The organism is Xanthobacter flavus, assembly GCF_017875275.1.
Classification (GTDB): domain Bacteria; phylum Pseudomonadota; class Alphaproteobacteria; order Rhizobiales; family Xanthobacteraceae; genus Xanthobacter; species Xanthobacter flavus_A.
In genome coordinates this window covers 2,883,584-2,910,189 of the sequence record NZ_JAGGML010000001.1, presented here as the reverse complement: position 1 = coordinate 2,910,189, position 26,606 = coordinate 2,883,584, and the positions used below count along the sequence as shown (strand labels likewise).

22 protein-coding genes are annotated in these 26,606 nt (G+C 69.5%); 12 read left to right on the top strand and 10 right to left on the bottom strand.

Annotated elements, in window-relative coordinates:
* The first annotated feature begins 20 nt into the window (after nt 1-20).
* From J2126_RS13945 to lepA, 3 genes are all read left to right on the top strand, one after another.
* Nucleotides 21-1,643, top strand: coding sequence for a hypothetical protein (locus J2126_RS13945; protein WP_209487531.1), 1,623 nt, complete (start codon nt 21-23; stop codon nt 1,641-1,643).
* On the top strand, nt 1,640-3,448 hold the full coding sequence (locus tag J2126_RS13940; protein WP_209487530.1) for a heme biosynthesis protein HemY: 1,809 nt from the start codon (nt 1,640-1,642) through the stop codon (nt 3,446-3,448). Before J2126_RS13945 ends, J2126_RS13940 begins: the two co-directional genes overlap by 4 nt.
* 348 nt (nt 3,449-3,796) lie before the next feature.
* On the top strand, nt 3,797-5,602 hold the full coding sequence (gene lepA, locus J2126_RS13935) for a translation elongation factor 4 (protein WP_209487529.1): 1,806 nt from the start codon (nt 3,797-3,799) through the stop codon (nt 5,600-5,602).
* 21 nt (nt 5,603-5,623) lie between these two features.
* Here the strand turns inward: lepA and J2126_RS13930 are convergent, their stop codons facing one another.
* Both J2126_RS13930 and J2126_RS13925 read right to left on the bottom strand, forming a co-directional pair.
* Nucleotides 5,624-6,874 (bottom strand): PepSY-associated TM helix domain-containing protein, encoded by a 1,251-nt coding sequence (locus J2126_RS13930; RefSeq protein ID WP_209487528.1) that lies wholly within the window; start codon nt 6,872-6,874, stop codon nt 5,624-5,626.
* The gene (locus J2126_RS13925; protein ID WP_209487527.1) at nt 6,871-8,913 is read right to left on the bottom strand and encodes a TonB-dependent siderophore receptor; all 2,043 of its coding nucleotides are present in this window, start codon (nt 8,911-8,913) and stop codon (nt 6,871-6,873) included. Before J2126_RS13925 ends, J2126_RS13930 begins: the two co-directional genes overlap by 4 nt.
* 471 nt (nt 8,914-9,384) lie before the next feature.
* On the opposite strand from J2126_RS13925, the gene glsA reads away from it, so the two are divergent.
* A complete protein-coding gene (gene glsA / locus J2126_RS13920; RefSeq protein ID WP_245327329.1) occupies nt 9,385-10,380 on the top strand; it encodes a glutaminase A in 996 nt (331 codons plus the stop codon).
* A gap of 69 nt (nt 10,381-10,449) precedes the next feature.
* Here glsA and J2126_RS13915 read toward each other — a convergent pair whose 3' ends face one another.
* A complete protein-coding gene (locus J2126_RS13915) occupies nt 10,450-11,004 on the bottom strand; it encodes a hypothetical protein (RefSeq protein ID WP_245327328.1) in 555 nt (184 codons plus the stop codon).
* Nucleotides 11,005-11,323: 319 nt separating this feature from the next.
* Between J2126_RS13915 and groES the strand changes: the two genes are divergently transcribed.
* Both groES and groL read left to right on the top strand, forming a co-directional pair.
* Nucleotides 11,324-11,614, top strand: coding sequence for a co-chaperone GroES (groES, locus tag J2126_RS13910; protein ID WP_024281106.1), 291 nt, complete (start codon nt 11,324-11,326; stop codon nt 11,612-11,614).
* Nucleotides 11,615-11,684: 70 nt separating this feature from the next.
* A complete protein-coding gene (gene groL, locus J2126_RS13905) occupies nt 11,685-13,331 on the top strand; it encodes a chaperonin GroEL (RefSeq protein ID WP_209487525.1) in 1,647 nt (548 codons plus the stop codon).
* A 350-nt stretch (nt 13,332-13,681) separates the two neighbouring features.
* Here groL and J2126_RS13900 read toward each other — a convergent pair whose 3' ends face one another.
* On the bottom strand, nt 13,682-15,184 hold the full coding sequence (locus J2126_RS13900) for a protein adenylyltransferase SelO (RefSeq protein WP_245327327.1): 1,503 nt from the start codon (nt 15,182-15,184) through the stop codon (nt 13,682-13,684).
* A gap of 193 nt (nt 15,185-15,377) precedes the next feature.
* Between J2126_RS13900 and J2126_RS13895 the strand changes: the two genes are divergently transcribed.
* Nucleotides 15,378-15,761, top strand: a complete 384-nt coding sequence (locus J2126_RS13895) for a hypothetical protein (RefSeq protein ID WP_209487524.1) — start codon at nt 15,378-15,380, stop codon at nt 15,759-15,761.
* Nucleotides 15,762-15,839: 78 nt separating this feature from the next.
* On the top strand, nt 15,840-16,808 hold the full coding sequence (locus J2126_RS13890; RefSeq protein WP_209487523.1) for a DUF1775 domain-containing protein: 969 nt from the start codon (nt 15,840-15,842) through the stop codon (nt 16,806-16,808).
* Between the two features lie 69 nt (nt 16,809-16,877).
* On the opposite strand, the gene J2126_RS13885 is transcribed toward J2126_RS13890, so the two are convergent.
* Complete coding sequence (locus J2126_RS13885) at nt 16,878-17,753, bottom strand: LysR substrate-binding domain-containing protein (RefSeq protein WP_209487522.1); 876 nt, start codon at nt 17,751-17,753, stop codon at nt 16,878-16,880.
* A 115-nt stretch (nt 17,754-17,868) separates the two neighbouring features.
* On the opposite strand from J2126_RS13885, the gene J2126_RS13880 reads away from it, so the two are divergent.
* The gene (locus tag J2126_RS13880) at nt 17,869-18,276 is read left to right on the top strand and encodes a tautomerase family protein (RefSeq protein WP_209487521.1); all 408 of its coding nucleotides are present in this window, start codon (nt 17,869-17,871) and stop codon (nt 18,274-18,276) included.
* A gap of 198 nt (nt 18,277-18,474) precedes the next feature.
* On the opposite strand, the gene J2126_RS13875 is transcribed toward J2126_RS13880, so the two are convergent.
* A complete protein-coding gene (locus J2126_RS13875) occupies nt 18,475-19,134 on the bottom strand; it encodes a DsbA family protein (protein WP_394031187.1) in 660 nt (219 codons plus the stop codon).
* Nucleotides 19,135-19,344: 210 nt separating this feature from the next.
* Nucleotides 19,345-19,836, bottom strand: a complete 492-nt coding sequence (locus tag J2126_RS13870) for a DUF721 domain-containing protein (protein ID WP_245327326.1) — start codon at nt 19,834-19,836, stop codon at nt 19,345-19,347.
* Nucleotides 19,837-19,922: 86 nt separating this feature from the next.
* Between J2126_RS13870 and mutY the strand changes: the two genes are divergently transcribed.
* Nucleotides 19,923-21,023, top strand: a complete 1,101-nt coding sequence (mutY, locus tag J2126_RS13865; protein WP_209487518.1) for an A/G-specific adenine glycosylase — start codon at nt 19,923-19,925, stop codon at nt 21,021-21,023.
* 72 nt (nt 21,024-21,095) lie between these two features.
* Here the strand turns inward: mutY and J2126_RS13860 are convergent, their stop codons facing one another.
* The 3 genes from J2126_RS13860 to J2126_RS13850 all read right to left on the bottom strand — a co-directional run bounded on the left by J2126_RS13860 (nt 21,096) and on the right by J2126_RS13850 (nt 24,300).
* Entirely contained in the window at nt 21,096-22,319 is a 1,224-nt protein-coding gene (locus tag J2126_RS13860; protein WP_281066340.1) for a site-specific DNA-methyltransferase, read from the bottom strand.
* 129 nt (nt 22,320-22,448) lie between these two features.
* Nucleotides 22,449-22,976, bottom strand: coding sequence for an Hsp20/alpha crystallin family protein (locus J2126_RS13855; RefSeq protein WP_209487516.1), 528 nt, complete (start codon nt 22,974-22,976; stop codon nt 22,449-22,451).
* Nucleotides 22,977-23,286: 310 nt separating this feature from the next.
* The gene (locus J2126_RS13850; RefSeq protein ID WP_348634400.1) at nt 23,287-24,300 is read right to left on the bottom strand and encodes an NAD(P)-dependent oxidoreductase; all 1,014 of its coding nucleotides are present in this window, start codon (nt 24,298-24,300) and stop codon (nt 23,287-23,289) included.
* A gap of 18 nt (nt 24,301-24,318) precedes the next feature.
* Between J2126_RS13850 and J2126_RS13845 the strand changes: the two genes are divergently transcribed.
* Both J2126_RS13845 and J2126_RS13840 read left to right on the top strand, forming a co-directional pair.
* Nucleotides 24,319-25,416 carry a LacI family DNA-binding transcriptional regulator gene (locus J2126_RS13845; RefSeq protein WP_209487514.1) on the top strand — a complete coding sequence of 366 codons (1,098 nt, stop codon included), beginning with the start codon at nt 24,319-24,321 and terminating at the stop codon, nt 25,414-25,416.
* Nucleotides 25,413-26,219 (top strand): TrmH family RNA methyltransferase, encoded by an 807-nt coding sequence (locus tag J2126_RS13840; protein WP_209487513.1) that lies wholly within the window; start codon nt 25,413-25,415, stop codon nt 26,217-26,219. Before J2126_RS13845 ends, J2126_RS13840 begins: the two co-directional genes overlap by 4 nt.
* Nucleotides 26,220-26,606 lie beyond the last annotated feature (387 nt).

Sequence of the window (26,606 nt, the reverse complement as noted above, 5' to 3'; positions counted from 1 at the left end):
GGGAGGCACGAGCGACGCCGATGGCCACCACTACGCCGGCGAGCGACGATCCGAAGGCGGAGAACTTCTCCTCCCGAACGCCCCGCATCCCGCCCACGCTTGACCTGAAAGCGCAGGAAGTCGCCTCCGCGCCGGCTCCGGCCGGGTCGGGCGCAAAGGCCCCCGTGCCGGGACAGGCCCCCGCCTCCACGGCTGACACGCCCTCAAGCGCGGCCAGCGAGAAGAGCGCCGAGCAGGTGGCCGAGACCGAGGTGCGGCAGGAGGCTGACGCCAAGGCTGAGGCCAAGGTGGAGGCCATCGCGGAAGCCAAGGCCCAGGCTGCTGCCGAAGCCGCCACTGAGGCGGCCGCCGAGGCTCCGGCCGCTCACCAGCCCCCCCCTGAAACCCCGCGCAAGGGCGGCGGCGGCACCGTGTTCGCGGCGCTGATTGCCGGCCTCATCGGCGGCGGCGCGGCGGCGGGCGGGCTGTGGTACGCCTTGCCGATCCTCTATCCCCCGGCCCCGGTGGCCGCGCCGCAGGTCGATCTCTCGCCGCTCCAGTCGCGCATCGCCGCGCTGGAGGCGCGTCCGGCGGTCGATCCCCGGGCCATCGCCGCGCTCTCCGAGCGGCTCGACCGCGACGAGGCGGCGCTCAAGGCGGTACAGGACGCCCTCGCCGGCCTCAGGGCCGCGCCGGCGGCCCCGTCTTCCGCCACCCCGTCCGCCGCTCCGGCGGCGCCCGCCATTCCCCCCGCGCTTGTGAAAAGCGTGGACGATCTCAAGACCGCGACCGAGCAGGCCCGCGAGGCGCTGGCCGGCCTGCGCCGCGACGTGGATGCCCTGAAGGGTGGCGAGGGTACGCTGCGCACCGCCGTCGCCGCCGCCGCCACAGGCGCCCGCGAGGCCAACGCCAAGGCGGAGGCGCTCGCCCCCAAGGTGGACGCTCTCGCCCCGCAGGTTCAGGCGCTCATCGGCGCCACCCAGTCGCTCGGCCCGCAGCTGCAGGCTCTCGCCACCCAGACGCAGGCCCTCGGGCCTCAGGTGCAGGGACTGGAGAAGCAGGCCGAAGCCATCGGCCCGCGCTTCGACGCGCTGAAGAAGCAGATCGACGACACGAGCACGGCCGCCACGCAGTTCAACCGCACGGCCTCCAGCCTCGTTGTGGTCGCCGCTTTCCGCGATGCGGTGGTCTCGGGCCGTCCGTTCGCGGCGGAACTTGCCGCCGCCCGCGCCACGCTCGGTGCCAACGCCGGCCAGCTCGACGCCTTCGCCGGCGCGGCCGAAAAGGGCTTCGCGCCCGCCGCCGCCCTCGCCGCCCGCCTCGCGCAGGAGGGCGCCGCCGCGCTCGGTGCATCCGCGCCGGCCCCGGCGGATGCGAGCGCCTCGCTGATGGACCGGCTGATGTCCTCGGCCGAAAACCTCGTGAAGGTGCGCCCCGCCACCGGCCCCGGCTCGGTGGATTCGGAAGGACTCATCGGCACCGCCGTCACCCAGGTGCGCGCCGGCCAGCTCGACGAGGCCCTGAAGACGCTCAAGCAGCTGCCGGAAAGCGTGCAGCAGCGCCTCGCCGTGATGCGCGACATCGAAGCGCGGGCCGCCGCGGTCAAGGCCGCCGGAACTCTCTTCCAGCAGCAGCTGGCCGCCATTTCGGGGAAGGTGCCGTGATCCGCCTCATCCTGCTCCTCATCCTCCTCGCCGCCGCCGCCTTCGGCGTTTCCTGGCTCGCCGACCGACCGGGCGAGATCGCCGTGGTGTGGGAGGGATGGCGGGTGGAAACCACCGTGCCGGTGGCCCTCGCCGTCATCGCGGTCGTGTCCGGCGTGCTGCTGCTGCTGTGGCGGCTGCTGTCGCTGCTCATCCGCTCGCCCAGGCTGATCGCCGCCTTCTCCCGCCGTCGCAAGCGCGAGAAGGGCTGGCAGGCGGTGTCGCGCGGCCTGCTCGCGGTGGGCATCGGCGACAATGCCGCCGTGCGGCAGGCACGCCATGACGCCGCGCGGCTCCTGCCCCATGAGCCGCTCACCCATCTCCTCACCGCCCAGGCCGCACAGCTGGACGGCAAGCCGGAGGTGGCCATCGCCGCCTTCCGCGCCATGGTGGACGACCCCTCCACCCGCCTCCTCGGCCTGCGCGGGCTGCACATGGAAGCCCGCAAGGCCGGCGACAAGGGCGCCGCCTACGCCATCGCCGAGGAGGCCGCATCGGCCGCCCCGACGCTGGGCTGGGCTGCCGATGCGGTGATCGAGGCGCGTTGCGCCGCCGGGGACTATGCCGGCGCCCGCGCCGTGCTCGAACGCCAGATGGCGCAGAAGGGCATCGACAAGGCCCAGTACCGCCGCCGCCGCGCGGTGCTGCTCGCCGCCGAGGCCATCGCGCTGGAACAGACCGACCCGCTGGTCGCCCGCGAGAAGGCGGTGGAGGCGGTGCGCCTCGCCCCCACGTTGGTACCGGCCGCCGCCTGCGCCGGCCGCCTGCTCGGCGCCGCCGGGGAACTGCGCAAGGCGGCAAAGATCGTCGAGACCGCCTTTGCCGCGAACCCGCATCCCGAACTTGCCGACGTGGAGGCGTACCTCCGCCCCGGCGACGCGGCGCTCGATCGCCTCAAGCGCATCCGCACCCTCGCCAACAAGGCGCCCTCCCAGCGGGAAAGCGCCATCGCGCTCGCCCGCGCGGCCATCGACGCGCAGGAATTCCGCCAGGCCCGCCTCGTGCTGGAGCCGCTCCTCGCCGATCCCAGCCAGCGGGTGTGCCTGCTGATGGCGGAACTGGAGGCGGCCGAGCATGCCGACATCGGCAAGGCCCGCGAATGGACCGCCCGCGCGGTGCGCGCCAACCGCGACCCGGCCTGGATCGCCGACGGCGTCGTCTCCGACCGCTGGGCGCCGGTGTCCCCGGTGTCCGGCCGGCTCGACGCCTTCGTCTGGGAGGTGCCGCCCGGCGTCTCCGCCACGCCCATCCTCGAGCATGAGGCCGAGCGGGTGAAGGCGGCCATCGCCGCTGTGCGCGCCAGCGAAGAGGCCAAGATCGCCGAGCAGAAGAAGATCGCCGAGCAGAAGGCAACGGAAAAGACGGCCGCCGAGGTGAAGGCGGCTGAAGTGAAGGCAGCCGAAGCCGCGGCGGCAGAAGCGAAGGCGGCGGAAGCCGTCCCGGTTGCCCCCGTGGAGGTGATCGTGGAGGTCCCGGCGACGCCGGCCGAGACGCCCGCCTCGCCGAAGGCGCTCGAGCCCAAGGCCGCTGGCCCCGTCAAGGACGCGCCGAAAGAAACGACCAGGGCAGCGCCTGCCGAGCCCGTCCCCGTCATTCTCGCCCCGCCGCCGGGCAACGGAACCGGGCGCGGACGCACCGCCGAAACCGGCAAGAAGCCCGACGCCATCGTCGCCTTGCCGCCTCTGCCGGACGATCCCGGCCCCGAGGCGGACGCGACGGAGGATTCCGAGCCCACACCCAAGTCCCGCCGCCTCATGGGGCTGTGAGCCACCCGTTTCCCTTCTCCCCTCGCGGGAGAAGGTGGCACGCGGCGCGAGCCGCGTGACGGATGAGGGGGCTGGCTCCGAGCCTCACAAGGTGCGGCAACCGGAGAGGCATACCCCTCACCCCGGCCCTCTCCCGCCCAAACTCGGCTGTTGCCGAGTTTGGCTCGTGGAGTTCGAAGCCGGCAATCGCCGGCTTCGAGGGGAGAGGGGGCGCCGAGCGGGGCGTGCGGCTCTCCAGGAGACCAAAGACGGGCAGCGGCCCGCGCGAGCCGGCCGTTGCGTCTCCCGGCGGGACCCTAATCGCGCCTTCGCCTTGTGGCCGCCCCCCGCCGATGCTATGCGGCCCGGATGACCGCCACCGCCCAGAAGCACATCCGCAACTTCTCCATCGTCGCCCATATCGACCACGGGAAGTCGACCCTCGCCGACCGCCTCATCCAGATGACCGGCGGGCTCTCCGAGCGCGAGATGACGGAGCAGGTGCTCGACAGCATGGATATCGAGCGCGAGCGCGGCATCACCATCAAGGCTCAGACGGTGCGCCTCTCCTACAAGGCGCAGGACGGCGAGACCTACGTCCTCAACCTCATCGACACCCCCGGCCACGTGGACTTCGCCTATGAGGTGAACCGCTCGCTGGCCGCCGTGGAAGGCTCGCTCTTGGTGGTGGACGCCTCCCAGGGCGTGGAGGCGCAGACGCTCGCCAACGTCTACCAGGCCATCGACAACAACCACGACATCGTGCCGGTGCTCAACAAGGTGGACCTGCCCGCCGCCGAGCCGGAGAAGGTGAAGGCGCAGATCGAGGACGTGATCGGCCTCGACGCCTCCGACGCCATCGGCATCTCCGCCAAGACCGGCCTTAATGTCGATCAGGTGCTGGAAGCCATCGTCACCCGCCTGCCGCCGCCCATGGGCGACCGCGAGGCGCCGCTCAAGGCGCTGCTGGTGGATTCTTGGTACGATACCTATCTCGGCGTGGTCGTCCTCGTGCGCATCGTCGACGGCGTGCTCAAGAAGGGCCAGCGCATCAAGATGATGGGCTCCGGCGCCGTCTATGACGTGGACCGGGTGGGCGTGTTCACCCCCAAGATGGTGACGCTCACGGAGCTTGGCCCGGGCGAGATCGGCTTCCTCACCGGCTCCATCAAGGAAGTGGCCGACACCCGCGTCGGCGATACCATCACCGAGGACAAGCGCCAGACCGACGCCGCCTTGCCGGGCTTCAAGCCGGCCCAGCCGGTGGTGTTCTGCGGCCTGTTCCCGGTGGATGCCGCGCAGTTCGAGGATCTGCGCGCCGCCATGGGCAAGCTGCGCCTCAACGACGCCAGCTTCTCCTTCGAGATGGAAACATCCGCCGCGCTCGGCTTCGGCTTCCGCTGCGGCTTCCTCGGGCTCCTGCATCTGGAGATCATCCAGGAGCGGCTGGAGCGCGAGTTCAACCTCGACCTCATCGCCACCGCCCCCTCGGTCATCTACGAGATCCAGATGACGGACGGCTCGGTGATCGACCTGCACAATCCCGCCGACATGCCGGACGTGGTGAAGATCGAGGAAATCCGCGAGCCGTGGATCCGCGCCACCATCCTCACCCCGGACGATTATCTCGGCTCCGTGCTCAAGCTCTGCCAGGACCGGCGCGGCACCCAGATCGAGCTGACCTATGTGGGCGCGCGCGCCATGGTCACCTATGACCTGCCGCTGAACGAGGTGGTGTTCGATTTCTACGACCGGCTGAAGTCCATCTCCAAGGGCTATGCCTCGTTCGACTACCAGATCACCGAATACCGGCCCGGCGACCTCGTGAAGATGTCCATCCTCGTCAATTCCGAGCCGGTGGACGCGCTCTCCATGCTGGTGCATCGCGCCCGCGCCGACGCGCGCGGCCGGGTGATGTGCGAGAAGCTGAAGGATCTGATCCCCCAGCATCTCTTCAACATCCCGATCCAGGCCGCCATCGGCGCCAAGATCATCGCCCGCGAGACCATCAAGGCCCTGCGCAAGGACGTGACCGCCAAGTGCTACGGCGGCGACATCTCGCGCAAGCGCAAGCTTCTGGACAAGCAGAAGGAAGGCAAGAAGAAGATGCGCCAGTTCGGCAAGGTGGAGATTCCGCAGGAAGCCTTCATCGCCGCGCTGAAGATGGACGAGTGAGGGCAAGGCTTACCGCCCACCTCACTCCGCCGGCATCGCCTTCGTCCGGGCGTCGGACGCCTTCCCCGCCCGCGCCTTGGCCTTGCGCCCCACGCGCCCCTTGCGCTTCATCCACCACACCGCGACGCCGGTGATGGCGAGGCCGGCGATGACCACGCCCATCACGGCGATGAGGATGCGCCCGGTGAGGCCGAGGATGCGCCCCGAATGGATGGGGAACTGAATCTGGATGAAGACGTCCCCTGCCGTGCCGACGCCGGGGATGATGGCGTTCCGGAAGGCCGCCGTCTCGCCGTCGAAATAGAGCCAGCGCGTGTCCATGGGGTCGTCGTGGTCGCCGAAGGCGACGCCGAATACGCCGTAATGGGGCGAGAAGAAGATCTCGCTCGCCGGCTCCTGCCAGCCGCGGGCGCGGGCTTCCTTCAGTCCCGTCTCCAGCATAGTGTCGAAGGAGAGGGTGCGCTCGGCGAGCTTCTCCAGCGGCGGGTTGGAGAAGGGCGTGGGCGTGAGCTGCGAGAACAGGCTCACCACCGGCTCCACCACCTCGCGGCGCAGGTTCATCGCCACCGAGGAGATGGCGAGGATGATGAGCAGCACGAACAGCCAGAGCCCGGCCGCGCGATGCCAGTCGAGATTGAGGCGGAAGGCGCTGCCGCCCTTGATGGCAAAGGCCGCGCGCCATTTGGCGAGGAACGGCTGACCGCGCGGCAGGGTCAGCGCGAAGCCGACGAAGCCATCCACCAGCCAGAGGATCGCCACCCCGCCCATGAGCAGGATGCCATAGACGCCGGGCAGGCTGAGGTTGTGGTGGAATTCGTAGAGGAAGGGGATGATGTTGAGCGAGGAGAAACAGCAGGCCCCCCACAGGCGCGCCGCCAGCACCTCGCCGCTCACCGGGTCCACCTGAAAGACGTCGGCGGGGATGGGCACCGCCTCGCCGGTGGCCGGATCGATGCGGCCGAGCGCGGCGGCGTTGGCGGCATGGCCGGCATCGCTCTCCAGCGTCATGTACCAGACGCGGCGGTCGGGATGGCCGGCCTCGATGGCCCGCGCCAAAGCCTCAGGCCCGAGCGGTGTGCCCGCCGCGGTGGCGCGGTAGGCCGAGGGGTTCAGCCATTCGTCCAGCTCGTGGTGGAAGGCGAGCACGCTGCCGGTCAGCCCGGCGATCACCAGGAACAGCGCGGTGGACAGGCCGAGGATGCGGTGCGCCCACACCAGCGCCGGCCGCAGGCTGAACCGGCGGGCGGCGGCGGGCCGTGCGGGCGGGCTCACCAGCGGACCTTGGCCGTGGCCATCACGGTCCGCCCCTGCTGCCAGTACCAGTAGCCCTCGTTCAGGAGCGCCTGCTCCTGGCCGAAGACGTTCTTGCCATTGAGCTGCAGGCTCCAATTGTCCTTCGCGTAATAGAGCGCCGCATCCACCGGGAACTGGGCGGGGTTCTGGTAGACGTTGTCGTTGCTGGACCAGAACCCGCCCACGTAGCGGATGCCCGCGCCGAGGCCGAAGCCCTTCCACGGGCCGTCCTGGAACGTGTACTTGAGCCAGAGCGAGGCCACGTTCGACGGCATGTTGATGGGCGTCTTGCCAATGGTCGCGATGTTGGCGCTGTCGATGATGGTGCCTTGGGTGAAGGTGTAGGCTGCGGTGAGGTCGAGGCCCTCGGCCATCTCCACCAGCGCCTCCGCCTCGAAGCCGCGCACCCGCACGTCGCCCACCGCGCTGTAGACGAAGGTGTTCGGGTCGGGCACCGCATAATTGTTCTGGGTGATCTGGTAGGCGGCGAGGGTGAAGAAGCTGCGGCCGCCCTTGGGCTGGAACTTGATGCCCACCTCATACTGCTCGCCGGTGGAAGGCTGCAGCAGCTGGCCGTTGGCGTCCACGTTGAGGGAGGGCAGGAAGGACGTGGCGTAGCTCACATAAGGCGAGACGCCGTTGGCGAATTCGTAAAGCAGGCCGGCCTGCCAGGTGAAGGCGCTGTCATCGCGCGAGGCGGTGGTGAGGCCGGCATAGCTCTGGTCGGTGGTGGCGAAGTCCTGCCGGCCACCCAGGGTGAAGTGCCATCCGTTGCCGAAGGAAATCTGGTCCTGTGCGTAGAGCCCAACCTGCGACAGCGCGCCGCCCGACGCGATCGTGTTGGGCGGCATGACCACGAGGTTCGGCACGTTGGCGTTGAGCAGGTTGATCGGCACCGTGTTGTAGCCGGTGTCGTACCAATAGGTGGATTCGGCGAGGAGGAAGTCGACCCCGCCGATGACCTTGTGGTTGAACCCGCCGGTGGCGAACTTCGCCGTCACCTGATTGTCGGCCTGGAAGGTGTCGAGAATCTCGCGGTAGTTGCTGGCGGAAATCTCTACCAGCGGCCCGTTCTGCACGCCGGTGGGGAACGCCCAGAAGCTGTGGTTCTCGATATGGCCGTAGCGCACGTTCTGGTGCGCGCTGAAGACATCGTTGAAGTCGTGGTCGAGGATGTACCCGACCTGCTCCTGCGTCTGCTTCAGGGCGTTGTAGGTGGTGCCGATGGGAATCTTCGTGAGCAGCGTCGGCGTCTGGTAGTAATAGATGCTTGATGGCAGCCGGATATCGAGGATGTTGGCCAGCACCGTGAGGCGGGTGCTGTCGTCCTTGAAGGTGATGGCCGGAGCGAGGAAAAGCTCGTTGTTGGTGGTGTAGTCGATGGGCCCGTCCGCGGCGCGCGCGACGCCGGTGAGGCGGTAGAGGACGTTGCCGTCCTGCGTCGCCTTTCCGCCCACGTCGAAGCCGGCCTGATACCAGCCCGGCGCGCCGATCTGCCCTTCCACCTCGGCGAAGGGCGTGTCGACCGGCATCTTGGAGATGCGGTTGATGAGGCCGCCCGGCACCGTCTGCCCGTAGAGCACGCTCGCCGGGCCCTTGATGACGTCGATGCGCTCCAGCCCGTAGGTCTCGGTGCGCCAGTAGGCGAAATTGCCGGAGCCCTGGGACAGGCCGTTGAGGAAGTCGCCGCGGGAGGTCACCGAGAAGCCGCGCAGATAGATGTCGTCGAAGCGCGGGTCATAGCCATAGGCGCCGGTGACGACGCCCGCCGTGTAGGAGACCGCGTCGATCACGTTCTGCACTGCGCGGTCGTCCATCTCCTGCCGGGTGACGACGGAGATGGAGCGCGGCGTCTCGATCAGCGGCGTATCGGTCTTGGTGCCGGCGGCGGAGCGGGTCGCCACATAGCCGTCCACCGGGCCCCAGGCGGTCTCGGCCACGCCCTCCACGTTCACCGTGGGCAGCGCGACGGAGGGTTCGGCCTCCTGCGCCCGCGCCGCACCGGAAGCCAAGGGCATGACCAGCGCCGAGGTCGCCAGCAGTGATCCGGCCGTCAGCGCAAGCGTCGAGAACCGTCGTGCCGCCAGACGAGGCCGGCCTGCGCCAGCAGACGAACTCTTCCCCGGGCGATGTCGGACATTGGAAACACATGTAAAGACGGGCATCGCGGGGCTCGACACAATTCAGACTACTAAGCTCGGTTTTATTAACCCCCTACCTTACGGGCAATATGCGGTGGAGCGTGGCGGGAAATATTAGATTTATTCAAAACGATAACTGTTCTGATGCATTCCAGAATTTGAAATAGACTAATTCCATTCGAGGCCGGTTTCTCCTTACGGCGCAACCGTCTGCGCGGACGCGATCGCGCGCCATGGCACGTCTCCTGCTTGGCTCGTCTTGTGCTTGGCTCGTCGCCAGCACGGTGCGACACAGGGTCCGCGATCGCGGTCGGCATCCGCTGGACCGCAAGGGGGAAGAGGATGGATTTGAGCCCGACGCATGCGGCTTCCGCCGAGCCGGCCGGCTCCGGGCTGGAGACGGTGGTGCGGCATACTTTTGAGCGCAGCCGCGCCGACACCTCCGGCGCGCTCGCCGATTACATCCCGGAACTGGCGCTGGTGGACCCCGACCGCTTCGGCATCGCCGCAGTCTCGGTGACGGGCGAGGTGGTCGCGGTCGGGGATGCCGGCGTGGCGTTCACCATCCAGTCGATTTCCAAGGCATTTGCCTTCTGTCTCGCCCTTGAGGTGGCCGGGCGGGACAAGGTGCTCTCCCGCGTCGGCGTGGAGCCCTCCGGCGACGCCTTCAATGCCATCGTCTTCGACGCCGAGACCAACCGACCCTTCAACCCCATGGTGAATGCCGGGGCCATCACCGTCTCGGGGCTGCTGGTGGAGCATCTCGGCGACGCGGCGCTGGATTTCGTGCTGGATCGCTTCTCGGCGGCGGCGGGGCGGCGGCTCGCGGTGGACGAGGCGGTGTTCCGCTCCGAGGCCGAGACGGCCCACCGCAATCGCGGCATCGCGCATCTGCTCGCCAGCGTCGGCGCGCTCACCGCCGACGTGGATGCGACGCTGGACCTCTATTTCCGGCAGTGCTCCATATTGGTGACGGCCGGCGACCTCGCCCGCATGGGCGCGACGCTCGCCAACATCGGCGCGGATCCGCTCACCGGCACGACGGTGTTCGCGGTGGATGCGGTGCGCTCGACCCTCGCCGTGATGTTCACCTGCGGGATGTACAATTTCGCCGGCAACTGGGCCTTCGACGTGGGCGTGCCGGCCAAGAGCGGCGTGGGCGGCGGCATCCTGGGCGTGGTCAACCGGCAGCTCGGCATCGCCACCTATTCGCCCCGGCTCGATGCGCGGGGCAATTCCGTGCGCGGCATCGCCGCCTTCCGGGAACTGGCCGAGGAACTGGGCCTGCACGTCTTCGACCCCACCAACCGGGGGTCGGCCGTGCTCAGCGCCCTCGGGCGCTGAGCAGAGCGTAACCTTGGCGCCCTGGGGCGCTGAGCGTCAGACTGTAAAGGGGCGGCGGGCGCCCTCCCCTCACGCGCAGCGCACGTACACCATGGTGCCGTAGCGCTTGGCCACTTCCGGATCGACGAAGCGCAGCACCAGGATGTTGTTGTCGAAGCGCACCACCTGACGGTCGCGCTCGCCGCCGGCCGGGTCATCGGGCGGGCCGATATAGACCGGGCCGTTGCCCACCTGCTTGGAGACCAGTTCGGTCAGCTTGTTGTCATCGGCGAGATACATCATCACGCCGCCATTGGTGCCGGCGGTAATGACATAGGGCTGGTTGCCGCAGGAGGACTTGGCCTGCGCCTCGGTGCGGGTGGCGTCGTCCGGACGGTGGTAGGCGGCGAGGCCCCAGCGGCCGACGAGGCGGTCCGGCGGGATCGGGCTGGTATAGACCGGGCGCGCGGGCGGCGGCGGCGCGGGTGGCGTGGTTTCGCAGCCGGCGAGGCCCAGCGCGAGCACCGTAAGGGCGGCGCCGGCGAGGGCGGCGCGCTGCCGCCCGAAAACAGAACGCCCGAAAGCAGAACGCCCGAAAGCAGGCCTGGATAAAGCAGACTTGGATTCCGCAACCATCTTCGTCATGTGCTTTCCGAGGCCTCCCGCCGCCTGGAACAAGAATGCGACCACCCAGACAGTCGCCTGACCATAGTCGCCCCGACCATAAAGGCTTGCGTCGTCGGCGTCGATGCCGTCCGCATCCGCCACCATCCGCCGTCAAGCCCCAGCTCCCGATGAGCTTATCCCACGGCTCGTTACCGCTTTGCTAGCCTGCCAATTGCTGCACCGCGCCTTGACGCGGGGGGGACGCGCCCTTATCTCCGCGACGAGCTTGGCACTCTTCATCCGGGAGTGCCAGAACGGCGGGCCAAGGCTCGCGCTCCCCCGAAAGAGGTAACGACCCATGTCCTTCCGTCCTCTGCACGACCGCGTGGTCGTCAAGCGCATCGAAGCCGAGCAGAAGACCGCCGGCGGCATCATCATCCCCGACACCGCCAAGGAAAAGCCCCAGGAGGGCGAGGTGATCGCGGTGGGCGCCGGCGCCCGTGACGAGAGCGGCAAGCTCGTCCCCCTCGACGTTCAGGCCGGCGACCGCGTGCTGTTCGGCAAGTGGTCCGGCACCGAGGTCAAGATCGACGGCCAGGACCTGCTCATCATGAAGGAAAGCGACATCCTCGGCGTCATCGCCAAGTGAGCTTGGCCAAGTGATGTGTCGTCCGCGCTTCTGAGCCGGTCCACCGAAACAGAATCACAAGGAGGCCGTTATGGCTGCCAAAGAAGTAAAGTTCTCCTCCGACGCGCGCGAGAAGCTGCTGCGCGGTGTCGACATCCTCGCCAACGCGGTGAAGGTGACCCTCGGCCCCAAGGGCCGCAACGTCGTCATCGAGAAGAGCTTCGGCGCCCCCCGCATCACCAAGGACGGTGTGTCGGTGGCGAAGGAGATCGAGCTTGAGGACAAGTTCGAGAACCTCGGCGCGCAGCTCGTGCGTGAGGTCGCCTCCAAGACCAACGATCTCGCCGGCGACGGCACCACCACCGCGACCGTGCTGGCCCAGGCCATCGTGAAGGAAGGCGCCAAGGCGGTTGCCGCCGGCATGAACCCGATGGACCTGAAGCGCGGCATCGACCTCGCCGTCGCCGCCGCCATCGCCGACATCAAGGGCCGCGCCAAGAAGGTCTCTTCCTCCGCGGAAGTCGCGCAGGTCGGCACCATCTCCGCCAACGGCGATGCCTCCATCGGCGAGATGATCGCCGGCGCCATGCAGCGCGTGGGCAACGAAGGCGTCATCACCGTCGAGGAAGCCAAGACCGCCGAGACCGAGCTCGAAGTGGTCGAAGGCATGCAGTTCGACCGTGGCTATCTCTCTCCCTACTTCATCACGAACGCGGAGAAGATGATCGCCGACCTGGAAGAGCCCTTCCTGCTGATCTTCGACAAGAAGCTCTCCGGCCTCCAGCCGATCCTGCCGGTCCTCGAGGCCGTGGTGCAGACCGGCCGTCCCCTCGTCATCATCGCCGAGGACGTGGAAGGCGAGGCGCTCGCCACCCTCGTGGTCAACAAGCTGCGCGGCGGCCTGAAGGTCGCGGCCGTGAAGGCTCCCGGCTTCGGCGATCGCCGCAAGGCGATGCTTGAGGATATCGCCATCCTCACCGGCGGCACCGTGATCTCCGAGGACCTCGGCATCAAGCTCGAGAACGTCACCATCGCCCAGCTCGGCCGCGCCAAGAAGGTCATCCTCGAGAAGGAAAAGACCACCATCGTGGACGGCGTCGGCGAGAAGGCCGACATCGAGGCCCGCGTCAACCAGATCAAGGCGCAGATCGAGGAGACCACCTCGGACTACGACCGCGAGAAGCTCCAGGAGCGTCTGGCCAAGCTCGCGGGCGGCGTCGCGGTGATCCGCGTCGGCGGCTCGACCGAGGTCGAGGTGAAGGAGAAGAAGGACCGCGTTGACGACGCGCTCAACGCCACCCGCGCCGCGGTGGAAGAGGGCATCGTCCCCGGCGGTGGTGTCGCCCTGCTCCGCGCCAAGGCGGCGGTGGAGAAGGTCACCTCCGACAACGCCGACATCAAGGCCGGCATCAAGATCGTCCTGCGCGCCCTCGAGGCCCCCATCCGCCAGATCGCCGAGAATTCCGGCGTGGAAGGCTCCATCGTGGTGGGCAAGGTGCAGGAGTCCAACGATCCGTCCTTCGGCTTCAACGCCCAGACGGAAGAGTATGTGGACATGATCGCCTCCGGCATCGTCGATCCGGCCAAGGTCGTGCGCACCGCCCTCCAGGACGCCGCCTCCATCGCGGCCCTGATCGTCACCACCGAGGCGCTCGTCGCCGAGCTGCCCAAGCGCGATAGCGGCATGCCCTCCATGCCCGGCGGCGGCATGGGCGGCATGGGCGGCATGGATTTCTGATCCATCCACCGGTCCAGAAATGAGAGAGGGCGCGGCTTCGGCCGCGCCCTTTTCTTTTGGGCCGCGCATTTGTCCCTGAGTCGCCCTTCTTTTCCGGCGTCGCCCTCCGACTTGATCGGAGGGTCCATCCCTCCGCCGGAGCGGGCGGCCCAAGGGCGGGGCAAACGGCGCCTTGGGTCCTCCGATCAAGTCGGAGGACGACGGCCATGTGGGTTCTGTGCCCCGGACAGGTGACGGCGCAGGCGGAGCGCCGAGCCGGGGTCCAGCGGCAAAGTCTGCCGCATCGGGCCATGCTCCCCTCTCCCCTTGCGGGAGAGGGGGCTTAGCCGTTCAACGCGGAGAGAGCCCCCTCACGTCCCGCAGAACGTCCGGTACCCCTCCATGGACGGCGGCAGCCCCGCATAGGCGGCGAAGTCGGGCTGCTCCGCATAGGGCCGCGCCAGCACCGTGTTCAGCCGCTCGAAGGGGCCAAGGTCGCCGCGCTCGATGGCGGCGGCGATGACCTCTTCCACCAGATGGTTGCGGGGGATGAAGAGCGGGTTCACCGCATCCATCCCGGCGCGGATGTCGGCGCCGGACCGGCCGGTTTCGGCGAGGCGGGCGCGCCAGCGCTCGGCCCACGCATCGAAGGCGTCCCGGTCGAGGAACAGGTCGCGCACCGGGCCGCCCGCGTCCGCATCCTCCGCCAGTGCGCCGAGGCGGCGGAAGGTGAGGGTGAAGTCGGCCTTGGAGCCGATCATCACGTTGAGGAGGTCATGGGCGAGGGCCACATCCCCTTCGCCCGCCTCCGGCAGGCCGATCTTGGCGCAGAGCCCGGCATGGTAGGCCGCATAGAAGCGCGCGGGGAAGGTGCCGAGCGCCGCATTGGCGGCGGCGATCGCGGCCTCGCGGTCCTCTCCCATGATCGGGATCAGGCACTCGGCGAGGCGGGCGAGGTTCCAGTGGGCAATGTCCGGCTGGTTGCCATAGGCATAGCGGCCCATCTCGTCGATGGAGGAGAAGACCGTGTTGGGGTCGTAGGCGTCCATGAAGGCGCAGGGGCCGTAATCGATGGTCTCGCCCGAGACCGACATGTTGTCCGTGTTCATCACCCCGTGGATGAAGCCGACGCAGAGCCAGCGCGCCACCAGCGCCGCCTGCCGGCCGATCACGCCGTCGAGCAGGGCGAGATAGGGGTTCTCCACCCCCACAAGGTCGGGATAGTGGCGGGCGATGGTGTAGTCGGCGAGCTGCTTCACCGCGTCGAAGCTCTTGCGCGCGGCGAAGAACTGGAAGGTGCCGATGCGGATGTGGCTCGCCGCCACCCGCGCCAGCACCCCGCCCGGCAGCGCCCGGTCGCGCAGCACCGGCTCGCCCGTGGTGACAGCCGCGAGCGCCCGCGTGGTAGGGATACCGAGCGCCGCCATGGCCTCGCTGACGATGTATTCGCGCAGCACCGGCCCGAGCGCCGCCCGCCCGTCGCCCCGGCGCGAGAAGGGGGTGGGGCCGGAGCCCTTCAGCTGGATGTCGCGGCGCAGCCCGTCGCGCCCCACCACCTCGCCGAGCAGGATGGCGCGGCCATCGCCCAGCTGGGGCGAGAAATGGCCGAACTGGTGCCCGGCATAGGCGAGCGCGATGGGCTCCGCGCCCTCCGGCACGGCGAGGCCGGCGAACACCGCCACGCCTTCCGGCGTCGCGAGATCGGCGGGGTCGAGGCCCAGCAGCTCGGCCAGCGCGGTGTTCACCTTCACCAGCGCCGGCGCCTCCACCGGGGTGGGCAGGACGGGCGCATAGAAGCCGGCGAGGTCGCGGGCATAGGAATTGTCGAACGGGAAGGCGGGCGCGGCCTTCATGGTCGGCTGTGTGCTGGTCATCGCGGCAATCTCCGCCGGGCTCGAAAAGGGGCAGTCCCGGACCGAACGATCAGAAAAGGGTGCCGGGTCCGCAGGTCCGTGTCCAGCCTGGTCCCTGTCCAGCCTCCAGCCTGGCGGCGGGATGGCGTGGGTGCGACACCATCCACCCCCGCGCGGCTTGCCGGCCGGCGGATGTGGTCTTAAGGCGATACCCATGCTCCGGCCTCCGTCCCGGCTTCCGTTCTGGCGCCGCGCCCTCGTGCCTCTGGCGCTCGCCTATCTGCTCGTCGCCCAGCTGGTGCTCGGCGGAGCGGCGACGGCGGAGCATGCCGGCCGGACGTTGGCGACCGACGTGGGGCTCCTGTGTGCCGGCGGGACGCCCGACGGTCCGGACGGATCCCATGCCCCGGATGCGCTGTGCTGCGTGCTCGGCTGTGCCGCCTCGGCGCCGATGCCAAGCCTCGATGGAGCGGCCGGGAGCCTGACGAAGCCGCTTTTGCGTGTCCGCGCAGCCGTCTTCGCCGTGCGCGACGGGCTGGGGCGCGGCGGCAGCGTCACCCTTGGGTTCCACGCCACCGGGCCGCCCGCCCGGGTCTGAGCGCCAGCCGAACGCCGCCCGTTGCTGCACCGCCCGCCGCGCCAGATGCGTGCGCGTGGCCGATCCCAAGGACACTCCATGACCCGTTTTTCCCGTCTCGGCCCGGCGCTCGCCGCGGCCGTCCTGCCGGTCGCTCTTCTTGCGACGCCCGCCGCCGCCCATGTCACGCTGGAAAAGGCCGAGGCCCCGGTGGGCAGCTATTACAAGGCCGTGCTCAAGGTCGGCCACGGCTGCCAGGGTTCGCCCACGACCGCGCTCACGGTGACCATCCCCGATGGGCTCGTCGCCGCCAAGCCCATGCCCAAGGCCGGCTGGACGGTGAAGACGCAGGCCGGCCCCTATGACCGCGCCTATGCCTTCCATGGCAAGGAGGTGAAGGACGGCGTGCGCTCGATCACCTGGAGCGGCGGCGCGCTGCCGGACGATTTCTACGACGAGTTCGTCTTCATCGCCTACCTCGCCCCCGAAGCCGGCGCCCGCCCGGTGCCGATCCCCGTGGTCCAGACCTGCGAAAAGGGCGAGCACCGCTGGGTCGAGGTGGCGAAGGCCGAAGGCGAGAAGCTCGCCAGCCCCGCGCCGGTGCTCCGCATCTCCGCGGCCAATGCGGCGGCCTCCGCCGCGCAGGTGAAGGCCGGGGCGCTGGTGATCGAGGCGCCGTGGAGCCGGGCGACCCCCGGCGGGGCCAAGGTGGCCGGCGGCTTCCTGCGCATCACCAACACCGGCACCGCGCCGGAACGCCTCACCGGCGGCACCTTCGCCCGCGCCGGCGAGGTGCAGGTCCACGAGATGGCCATGAACGGCGGCGTCATGACCATGCGCCAGCTGGCGAGCGGCCTCGAAATCCCGCCCGGCAAGACCGTGGACCTCGCCCCCGGCGGCTATCACCTCATGTTCATGAACCTCGGCGCGCCGCTGAAGGAGGGCGAGGTGGTGACGGGCACCCTCACCTTCGAGACGGCCGGAAAGGTGGATGTGAGCTATCAGGTGCGCGGCCTCGGCGCCAAGGCGGGCGATCCGGCGCCGGCCGCCGGCGGCCACCAGCACTAAGGCTTACAGCGCAGTGAGGCTTGCCCGCCGCGCCCGGCAAGCCGAAGCGTGGGGCGCCCCGGGGGCGCCTCACGCCACGGCGTAGAGCGGATGCTCGCGCCGCAATTCCTCCTGCAACACCTCCTCCACCTTCTGGAGGGCCGGCGGGCGGGTGCCGGGGCGGGTGTAGAGCAGGAATTCCATGTCCGGCAGCGCCGCGCGGTCGAGGTCGGCGACGATGGCGAGGTCGGGCCTCAGTGCGCGCGGCGAGCGCACCGTGACGCCCATGCCCGCCCCCACCGCCGCCATCAGGCCCGGCAGGCTGGGGCTGGTGAAGGCAATGCGGAAGGGCCGCCCGGCGGCGTTCAGCGCGGCGATGGCCGCCGTGCGGCAGGAGCACGGGTGCTCGAACAGCACGAGGGGCACCGGCGCCTCCCGGTCGAGCCTGAGCTGGCGCGCGGCGATCCACACCATGGGCTCGCGCAGCAGGAGGGAGGCGGGCAGCTCGCTTTCGCTGCGGAAGCCCACGGCCACGTCCAGTTCCTCGGCGCGCAGCATGTCGAGCATGGTGGAGGTGGTGCAGATGCGCACGGTGATCGGCGCCTGCGGGAAGCTCGCCGAGAGGCGGGAGAGGATGCGCTGGAGCACCTGCTCGCCCACGTCCTGAAGAAAGCCGAGCCGCAGCGGCTGGGCGAAGGCGCCGTGGACGTGCTGGGTCAGCACCCGGTCGTTGAGATCGAGCAGGCGGCGCGCATCCTCCAGGAAGGCGGCGCCGCGCGGGGTCGGCGACACCGCCCGCCCGCGCCGCTCCAGCAGCGCGAAGCCCACCGATTCGGCGAGGCGATCCATCTGCAGGCTCACCGCCGACTGGCTCCGCCCCACCTTGCGCGCCGCTGCCGAGATGGAGCCGAGGTCCACGACGGCGGCGAAGCTGCGGATGAGGTCGAGGTCGAGATTGCGGATCATGATATGAGGTTAGCAAATCTCTGGGATTTTAGAATTCAATTTTTCTCATGAGTTGGGGCGGCGTACAAGAAGCCATCGCGGCCGATGCCGATGCATCGCGCCGATGGAGGTCAAAATGCCCATCCTGAACGTGAAGCTCTCCGGCGCCCCGGACACCGCCCTCGCGGCCAAGGTCGCCGCCACCTTGTCCGATCTCACCGCCCGCATCCTGCGCAAGGACCCGAAGCTGACGGCGGTGGCCGTCTCCTTCGTGCCGGCGGAGCACTGGTTCGTGGGCGGGGAAGCCCTGAGCGCGAAGCGTCGCTCGTCTTTTTCGCTCGATATTCTCGTGGTGGATGGCACCAACACCAAGGACGAGAAGGCCGCCTATCTGGAAGCCGTCTTCGCGGCCATGTCCGGCCTGCTACCGGAGCTGGATGAGGAGAGCTACATCCTCGTGCGCGAAGTGAAGGCGGACGCCTATGGCTATGGCGGGCGCACGCAGGAAAGCCGCTATGTGGAGAAGAAGCTCCGGGCGGCCTGAAAGCCCGCGTGGCGCCTGAGCGGAAGCAACGAGAAAGCCCGCGCGGCGACTGAGCGGGAGCAACGAGAAAGCCCGCGCGGCGACTGAGCGAAGGCAACGAGAAAGCCCGCGCGGCGACTGAGCGAAGGCAACGTCAAAGCCCACAAAACAAAAAGGCCGGCGCAGTGCGCCGGCCTTTCAGCGTCGGAACATCGAAACTCACTTGCCGGCGAGCAGCGGGGCCAGCTCCTTGTCCCATTCGGCCATGCCGAGGGCGCCGGAGAGCTTCTTGCCGTTGACGAAGAAGGTGGGGGTCGCGTTCACGCCCAGCTCCTTGTTGGCGTAGAGGGCGCTTTCCTGCACCTTCTCGCCGAGCTGCTGGTCGGTGAGGCACTTCTCGAAATCGGCCTGGCTCATGCCGGCCTGCTTGGCGACGGCGAGGAGGCCGGCGGCGGGGTCGGTGCTGTAGGCCCAGGTCTTCTGCGTCTCGAACAGGGTCGAGACCATGGGGAAATATTTGTCCTCGGGCACGCAGCGGGCGAGCATGAAGGCGGCGGTCGCCACCGGCTCGAACGGGAACTCGCGGAAGATGAAGCGCACCTTGCCGGTGTCGATGTACTTCTTCTTCAGCTCGGGGAAGGTGCCGGTGTGGAAGGCGGCGCAGTGGCTGCACGTCATCGAGGCATATTCGATGATGGTGACCGGCGCCGTGGCGCTGCCCAGCGCCTTCTCCGGCAGCGGGCTCGCCTCGGGGGCGATCAGCTTGGCCTGCTCCACGGTCTGGGCCGCGGCCGGTTCGAAGGAGAACGGCAGGCCGAGCCCGGCCGCCATCGCGGCGAGGCCTGCTCCGACCAGGAAACGGCGGCGATCGACAATCATGGACATCTCCGAGTGGTCCGGCGGCTGGCGACCGGCGTTCGCCGGTCTTGGCCGCATCGCCGGTTCCGTAGGGTCATCAGAACGGGAAACGGAAGCAGTCCGGCACCGCACCGCCGAACCTGCGTGAAAGCCTTCGCGCTCTATCATGTCGCCCTTATGGCGGGAAAGACCCGCGCCGCGCGCCGGAGATAACGGACGGGTGAACGTCCCCTATCCGCCGCCGCGCTCGCGCCGCACCAGCGCGCCGAGCCTGGCGAGGGAATCCGCCAGCGCCTCGTCCTCGAACGCGCCGATCTCGTGTCGAACGGCGGCGACGGTCGCCTTGTCCGGCTTCGGCGGCACCGGCGGCGGCGCGTGGCGCTGGGGCACCGGGCCCTGGCGAAGCATCAGGCGGCCGACGCAGCGCCAGCCGAAATAGGCGTTGATTCGCTCCACCACGATGCCGGCGGCATATTGCAGCTCGATGGCATAGGCGCCTTCCACCCGCACCACGAGGGTGGCCGCAGCCCCCTCCTCCCGCGGCCATTGCAGCTTGAGGGGGATGCAGCGGGGCGCGAGGTCCGGCCCCACGATCTCGTCCCAGTGGGTCACCACCTCCACCACCGAGAAGCCGGCGCGGCCGCACAGGTCGCTGATCCCCGGCGCGACGAAATCGGCGAGGGGGCGCGGGCCACGGTGGCGACGGGTGAAATTGGTGTTCAAGGCGTCTCCGGTTGCGATGAGAAATGGCGAACAGATGGGTGGGCGAGGCTCTTGCCCCGGCACGCGGGCGCGGCCACCTTGGCCGCATGACATCCTCCCCCGCCGCTCGCTCGGCCGCAAGCGGTGCCGGAAAACCCGGCGCCAAACCCGGCACGCCTGCCCCCGCCGCGCTCCTCGCCTGGTATGATCGCCACCGCCGCCGCCTGCCCTGGCGCGCCGAGCCGGGCCGGCAGGCGGACCCCTATCACGTCTTCCTCTCCGAGATCATGCTCCAGCAGACCACGGTGAAGGCGGTGGGGCCGTATTTCACCGGCTTCCTCGCCCGCTGGCCGACGGTCTCGCACCTCGCCGCCGCGCCGCTGGAGGAGGTGCTCTCCGCCTGGGCGGGGCTCGGCTATTACGCCCGCGCCCGCAATCTCCACGCCTGCGCGCAGGCGGTGGTGGCGCGCCATGGCGGGCGCTTTCCGGACGACGAGGCGGCCCTGCTCGCCCTGCCCGGCATCGGCCCCTATACGGCGGCGGCCATCGCTTCCATCGCCTTCGACCTCAAGGCGAGCCCGGTGGACGGCAATATCGAGCGCGTCGTCTCACGGCTTTATCGGGTGGCCGAGCCACTGCCCGGCGCCAAGCCGCGCATCAAGGCGCTGGCCGCTGCCCTGACCCCCGCGCAGCGGCCCGGCGATTTCGCGCAGGCGATGATGGACCTTGGCGCCACCATCTGCACCCCGCGCTCGCCCGCGTGCTCGCTCTGCCCGTGGATGGAGCCGTGCGCGGCGCGGGCGGCGGGGGATGCGGCGCTCTATCCGGTGAAGGCGCCCAAGGGCGAGAAGCCGAAGCGGGAGGGCGCCGCCTTCCTCGCCGTGCGGGCGGATGGCGCGGTGCTGCTGCGGACCCGGCCGGACAAGGGGCTTCTGGCGAAGATGACGGAGGTGCCCTCCACCCCCTGGGGGCCGAAATCAGATGCGCCGGAGGCCCACGCGCCGCTCAAGGCCCGCTGGCGGGCGCTGCCGGGGGCGGTGGAGCACGTCTTCACCCATTTCGCGCTGACGCTGAAGGTGCTGCGGGCCGATCTGCCCGCCACGGCGCCCGCGCCGGAGGGTCACCGCTGGGTGACGCCGGACCGGTTCGATGCGGAGGCGCTGCCCTCGGTCATGCGCAAGGTGCTCGCGCATGGGGGCATCGAATAAACCAAAGCCCGCGCGGCGGTTGAGCGTAACCCGCTCGGTATCGGTCGAAGACCGCGACCGACGGTAAAATGCTTACTCCGCCGCGATGCCCATCTCGGCGCGCAGACGGGCGCGCAGGATGTCGATGGGGTGGCGGCGGCCTTCCTCTTCCACGTGCCAGAAGGTCCAGCCGTTGCAGGCCTCCGCACCCTGGGCGAGGGCGCCCACGCGGTGGATGGAGCCCACGTTCGGGCTGTCGGCGAGGGAAATGGTGCCGTCCGCCCGCACCACGGCGCGGAACCGGCCCTTGGCGTCGGTGAGTTCGGCGCCGGGCGTGACGAAACCGCGTTCCACCAGCGCCGAGAAGGCGACGCGCGGCGCTTCGCGCGCACTCGGCGGGGCGACCAGCGCCTCCTCCGACAGCGGCTCCACGGCGGCGATGCGGGCCCGCGCGGCCTCCGCATAGGTCTCCTCGCGCTCGATGCCGATGAACGAACGGCGCAGGCGCTTCGCCACCGCGCCGGTGGTGCCGGAGCCGAAGAAGGGATCGAGCACCACGTCGCCGGGCTTGGTGGAGGAGAGCAGCACGCGGGCGAGCAGCGCCTCGGGCTTCTGGGTGGGATGGAGCTTGCGGCCCTTCTCGTCCTTCAGACGCTCCTGCCCGGTGCAGAGCGGGAAGAGCCAGTCGGAGCGCACCTGCACATCCTCGTTGCCGGCTTTGAGCGCCTCGTAATTGAAGGTGTATTTCGAATCGGCGCTGCGGGCGGCCCAGATCAGGGTCTCGTGCGCATTGGTGAAGCGCCGGCCCCGGAAGTTGGGCATGGGGTTCGCCTTGCGCCACACGATGTCGTTGAGGATCCAGAAGCCCAGATCCTGCATCAGCGCGCCGACGCGGAAGATGTTGTGATAGGAGCCGATGACGAACATCGTGCCGTTCGGCTTCAGCGCCCGCCGCGCGGCGAGCAGCCAGGCGCGGGTGAAGGCATCATAGGCGGCGAAGCTCTCGAACTGGTCCCAATGGTCGTCCACCGCGTCCACGCGGCTTTCGTCCGGCCGCTTCAGCTCGCCGCCGAGCTGGAGGTTGTAGGGCGGATCGGCGAAGACAAGATCCACCGAGCCGGCGGGCAAGGCCGCCATCTGCGCGATGGTATCGCCGATGAGAATTTCATTGAGGGGGAGAGCACGGTCCGAAACCGCTCCCGCAGGAACCGCTCCCCGAGGTGCGGCCGGTGGGGCCGCCAAGGGGGCGATTGCGGGATACTCCGGACGACATAGACGCGCCGTCCGCCCGGCCGCCCCCTTGGCCACACTACGCATGACGCAACCCTACGCAACGCTTACTTACGAGACGCAGGATGGCGGCAAGGGGTTAAGGTCGGGTGAAGGGGGCGCGGCGGGTTCCGCGGTGTCTGCGGGACGTCGCGCATCGCGCAACCCGGCGCGCGCCTACGCGGCCTTCACCTCGATCTTCTTCTCCTGTTTCTGGGCCTCTGCCGTCTTGGGCAGCGTTACGGTGAGGACACCCTTTGCAAAGCGGGCCTCCACCTTGTCGGCGTCCACGCCTTCAGGCACCTGGAAGGAGCGGGTGAAGGCACCATAGCGCCGTTCGGACAGGTAATAGTCCTTCTCCTTTTCCTCCCGCTCTTCCTTTTTCTCGCCGCGGATGGTGAGGAGCCCGTTGGCGAGCTTCACCTCCACATCCTTTTCGTCGAGGCCGGGGAGTTCGGCGCTGATCTCGTAGGCCCCCTCCCGCTCGGCCACGTCGACGGCCGGCGCGAGCGTCAGCGCACCGAGGCGCGGGAAGTCGAAATCCATGACGCGGCGCGCGAAGGGAAAGCCCAGCGTGCCAATGCGGAAGTTGTCGAACACCTGTTCGATCTCGCGCCGCAGGTGATCGAACGGCGTGGCCGGCGCAGCAGCGGCCACGGGTGTGGATTTCGGCTCGATTTTCACGGGAATCTTGGTCTCGGCCATGATCGTCTCCTAAAGCGGACAATGGACGGACGGAGGCTCGCGCGTCCATCGGATGCGCCTCTCGGCGCCTTCGTCTCATCGGCTTTCGCGCGCCGGAACCGCCGCGCAGGAAGTCGAAGCTCGATCACTCGCCGGCATCGAACGCGCCAGCACTGCGAACCTGCACCCGGAAAATGGCGGTCCTGTGCCGCGACCCCATCTGGGCATGCGGCACTTCCCCTGCTGCCACCTCAGATTGCAGGCGCAATGTTGTTAATATGTGGTCGATGGCGCGCTGGCGCGTTGACGTGAGTCAAGGCAGGTCGGCTCCTCACCCCGCCCCCTGCTTGCGCTCCAGCACCGTCGGCAGGCCGTTCATCTGGGCCAGCACATCGGTGATCTGCGGCACGTTCTTCCCGCCGTTGCCGAGGCCCTCGGCCGCCGCATAGAGGTTCTTCACCGTGGCGCTGACGAAGGCCGAGGCGCCGGTGTTGGTGGCGAGGTTGGTGACGTAGCGCATGTCCTTGTGGGCGTTGGCGATGGTGAAGCGGTGGGCGTTCACGTTCGCCTCCAGCACGTAGCCCATGAAGGTCTGGTAGAAGCCGCAATCCATGCGCGAGCCGCGAATCACGCTGTCGAACACCTCGGCCGTCACCCCCACCTTGCCGGCGATGGCCAAGGCCTCGGCATAGATGGCGCCGTAGCCCAGCGACAGGAAGTTGTTGAGCAGCTTCATGGTGTGCCCGGCGCCCGGCGCGCCCACCCGCACGATGCGGCTGGCGAAGGCCGCCACCACCGGCTCGATCACCGCGAAGGCCGCGTCGTCCGCCCCCACCATGGCCGAGAGCGCGCCCTCCTCCGCCTGGATGGGGGTGCCGCCCAGCGGCGCGTCGCACAGGAAGATGCCGTCCTGCGCCAGCTTCGCCGCCAGCGCCATGGTCAGCGTCGGCTCGGAGGTGGAGGTGTCGATGATGTGGAGGCCGGCCTTTGCGGCCTTCAGGATGCCGTTCTCGCCGTTGAGCACCTCGTCCACCTGCGGCGCGCCGGTGACGCAGAGCACGATCACGTCGCACTGCGCGGCCATCTCGGCCGGGCTCTTCACCTCGGTGGCGCCGCGCGCGACCAGATCCTCCACCGGCGCGCGGTTGCGATGGCCCATGACGGCGAGGGGAAAGCCCTTGGCGAGGATGTTCTTCGCCATGCCGTGGCCCATGAGGCCGACCCCGATGAATCCAACCCGCGTCCCTGCCATGGCGTCCTCCCGGTTCGTATCGTCGCGGCTGTCGTTGCCGTTGTCGTTAAATCGTTTAGCATGGCGGAAAGGACGGCGCGAGACGCGACAGATCCGCTATAGGGATGGCCCATGGACGAGACACATCCTCCTCCGCCGGGTGCCGCTCACACCGGTGCCCCTCCCGCCGGCGTTCCCATCGGCAAGGTGACGCTGCAGGGCCTCGCGCGCGAGCTGGGGCTGTCCACGGCCACCATCTCGCTGGCCCTGCGCGACAGCCCCATGGTCGCCGAGGCGACGCGCCTGAAGGTGCAGGAGGCGGCGCGGGCGCGCGGCTATGTGGCCAATCGCGGCGCCGCGGCGCTGCGCACCGCCCGCACCAACATCGTCGCCCTCGGCCTGCATGACATCGTGAACCCCTCCTTCACCGAGCTTCTGGCGGCGGTGGAGGATGCCCTCTCCGAGGCCGGCAAGACCGTGCTGCTCGGCGTCAGCCAGGAGGATGTGACGCGCCAGACGCGCACCCTCGGCACGCTGGCGGAATACCGCCCCGACGCCTTCCTCGTCTCGCCCGCCGCCCATTCGCGGGTGGAGGATCTCAAGGCGCTCGCCTCCACCGGCATCGCCGTGGTGCAAGTGACCCGTGAGATCGAGGGCTCCGGCTTCGATTTCGCCGGCTCGGACGACGTGACGGGCGTGGCGCTGGGCGTCGCGCATCTCGTGGAACTGGGCCACCGGCGCATCGGCATGATCGGCGGCTTCGGCGCCATCTCCACCGGCCGCAAGCGCTTCGCCGGCTACAAGGCGGGCCTCGCCGCCGCCGGCCTGCCCCTCGATCCCGCGCTGGTGATGGAGGGGCCGGGCCTGCGCGCGGAAGGCCGCAAGGCCATGGCCCGCCTGCTAGCGCTGGACGAGCCGCCCACCGCCGCCGTCTGCTTCAACGACCTCTCCGCCTTCGGCGCACTGATGGAATTGCAGGCTGCCGGGCTCATGGCGGGGCGCGACTTCTCCCTCGTCGGCTATGACGACATCGAGGAGGCGCGGGTCTGGCATCCGCCGCTCACCACGGTCCACACCTTCATTCCCGAATATGGCCGGGCGGCCGCGACGCTGGCCTTGAAGCGCATCGCCGATCCCGGCCGGCCGGTGGAGCGGGCGGTGATGACGCCCGAGCTGGTGGTGCGCGCCAGCACCTGCGCGCCCGTGCCGGTGAAGCGCCGGCCCCTATGATCGTTCCCGTGTCCGAGGCCGGCGATCCGCGCATCGCCGGCTTCCGCGCGGTGCGCGAGCGCGATCTCGTCGGGCGGCAGGGCGGCTTCATGGCCGAGGGCGAGGTGGTTCTGCGGCTGCTGGCCGGCCGGCTGGGGACACGCGGCGGCCATCGGCTCACCTCCGTGCTGCTGTCGCAGGCGCAGGCGGAGCGCCTCGCCGATCTGGTTGCCGGGCTGCCGGAGGAATTGCCCGTCTATGTGGCGCCGCAGGGGGTGATGGACGCCATCGTCGGCTTTCCCATCCATCGCGGCATCCTCGCGCTGGGGGCGGCGCGGCCGCTTCCGGAGGTGGGCGCGCTGCTCGATGGCCTCGGGCCGCGCGCGCTGGTGGTGGCGGCCCTCGGCCTCACCAATCACGACAATATGGGCGGCATCTTCCGCAACGCCGCCGCCTTCGGCGCCGATGCGGTGATCCTCGATGACGCTTCGTGCGATCCGCTCTATCGCAAGGCGATCCGCGTTTCGGTGGGCGCGAGCCTCGTGGTCCCCTTCGCACGGGTGCCGGATGCGGGCGCGCTCATCGCGCTTCTCGGCGCGCGGGGCTTCGAGGCGGTGGCGCTGTCCCCCTCTGGCCGGGAGACGCTCTCCCGCCTCGCCCGCCCGCCGCGCGTCGCCGCTTTGTTCGGCACCGAGGGGCCGGGCCTTCCGGAGGCGGTGATGGCGCGGGTGCGCACGGTGGCCATTCCCATGGCCGCCGGCTTCGACAGCCTCAACGTCGCCACCACCTCGGGCATCGTGCTGCATCATCTGGCGGGGGTGTGAGCGGGGGGCCGGAATGCAGGCAACGCGCCACCGCCCCGCCTGCCCTCGGGCGGCTGCGCCATCCCCTCCCCCGTCATCGCCCGCCTTGTGCGGGCGATCCACGGTTCAGCGAGAGGGGTGCCCTCGACGAAGACCGGACAAGCGGAGGGGTGGATCCCCCGGACGAGCCGGGGGATGACGGTGAAGAAAGGGGGATGACGGTGAAAGGAGCCGATGGTCCGGTTCCGCATCATCCGCCGACGCAGGAGCGCGCAATCCGCCAGCCGCCAGCCTCCAGGCGGCCGAACCACCCTCTCCCCCGTCATCGCCCGCCTTGTGCGGGCGATCCACCGCGCCGCGAGAGGGGTGCCCTCGACGAAGACCGGACAAGCGGAGGGGTGGATCCCC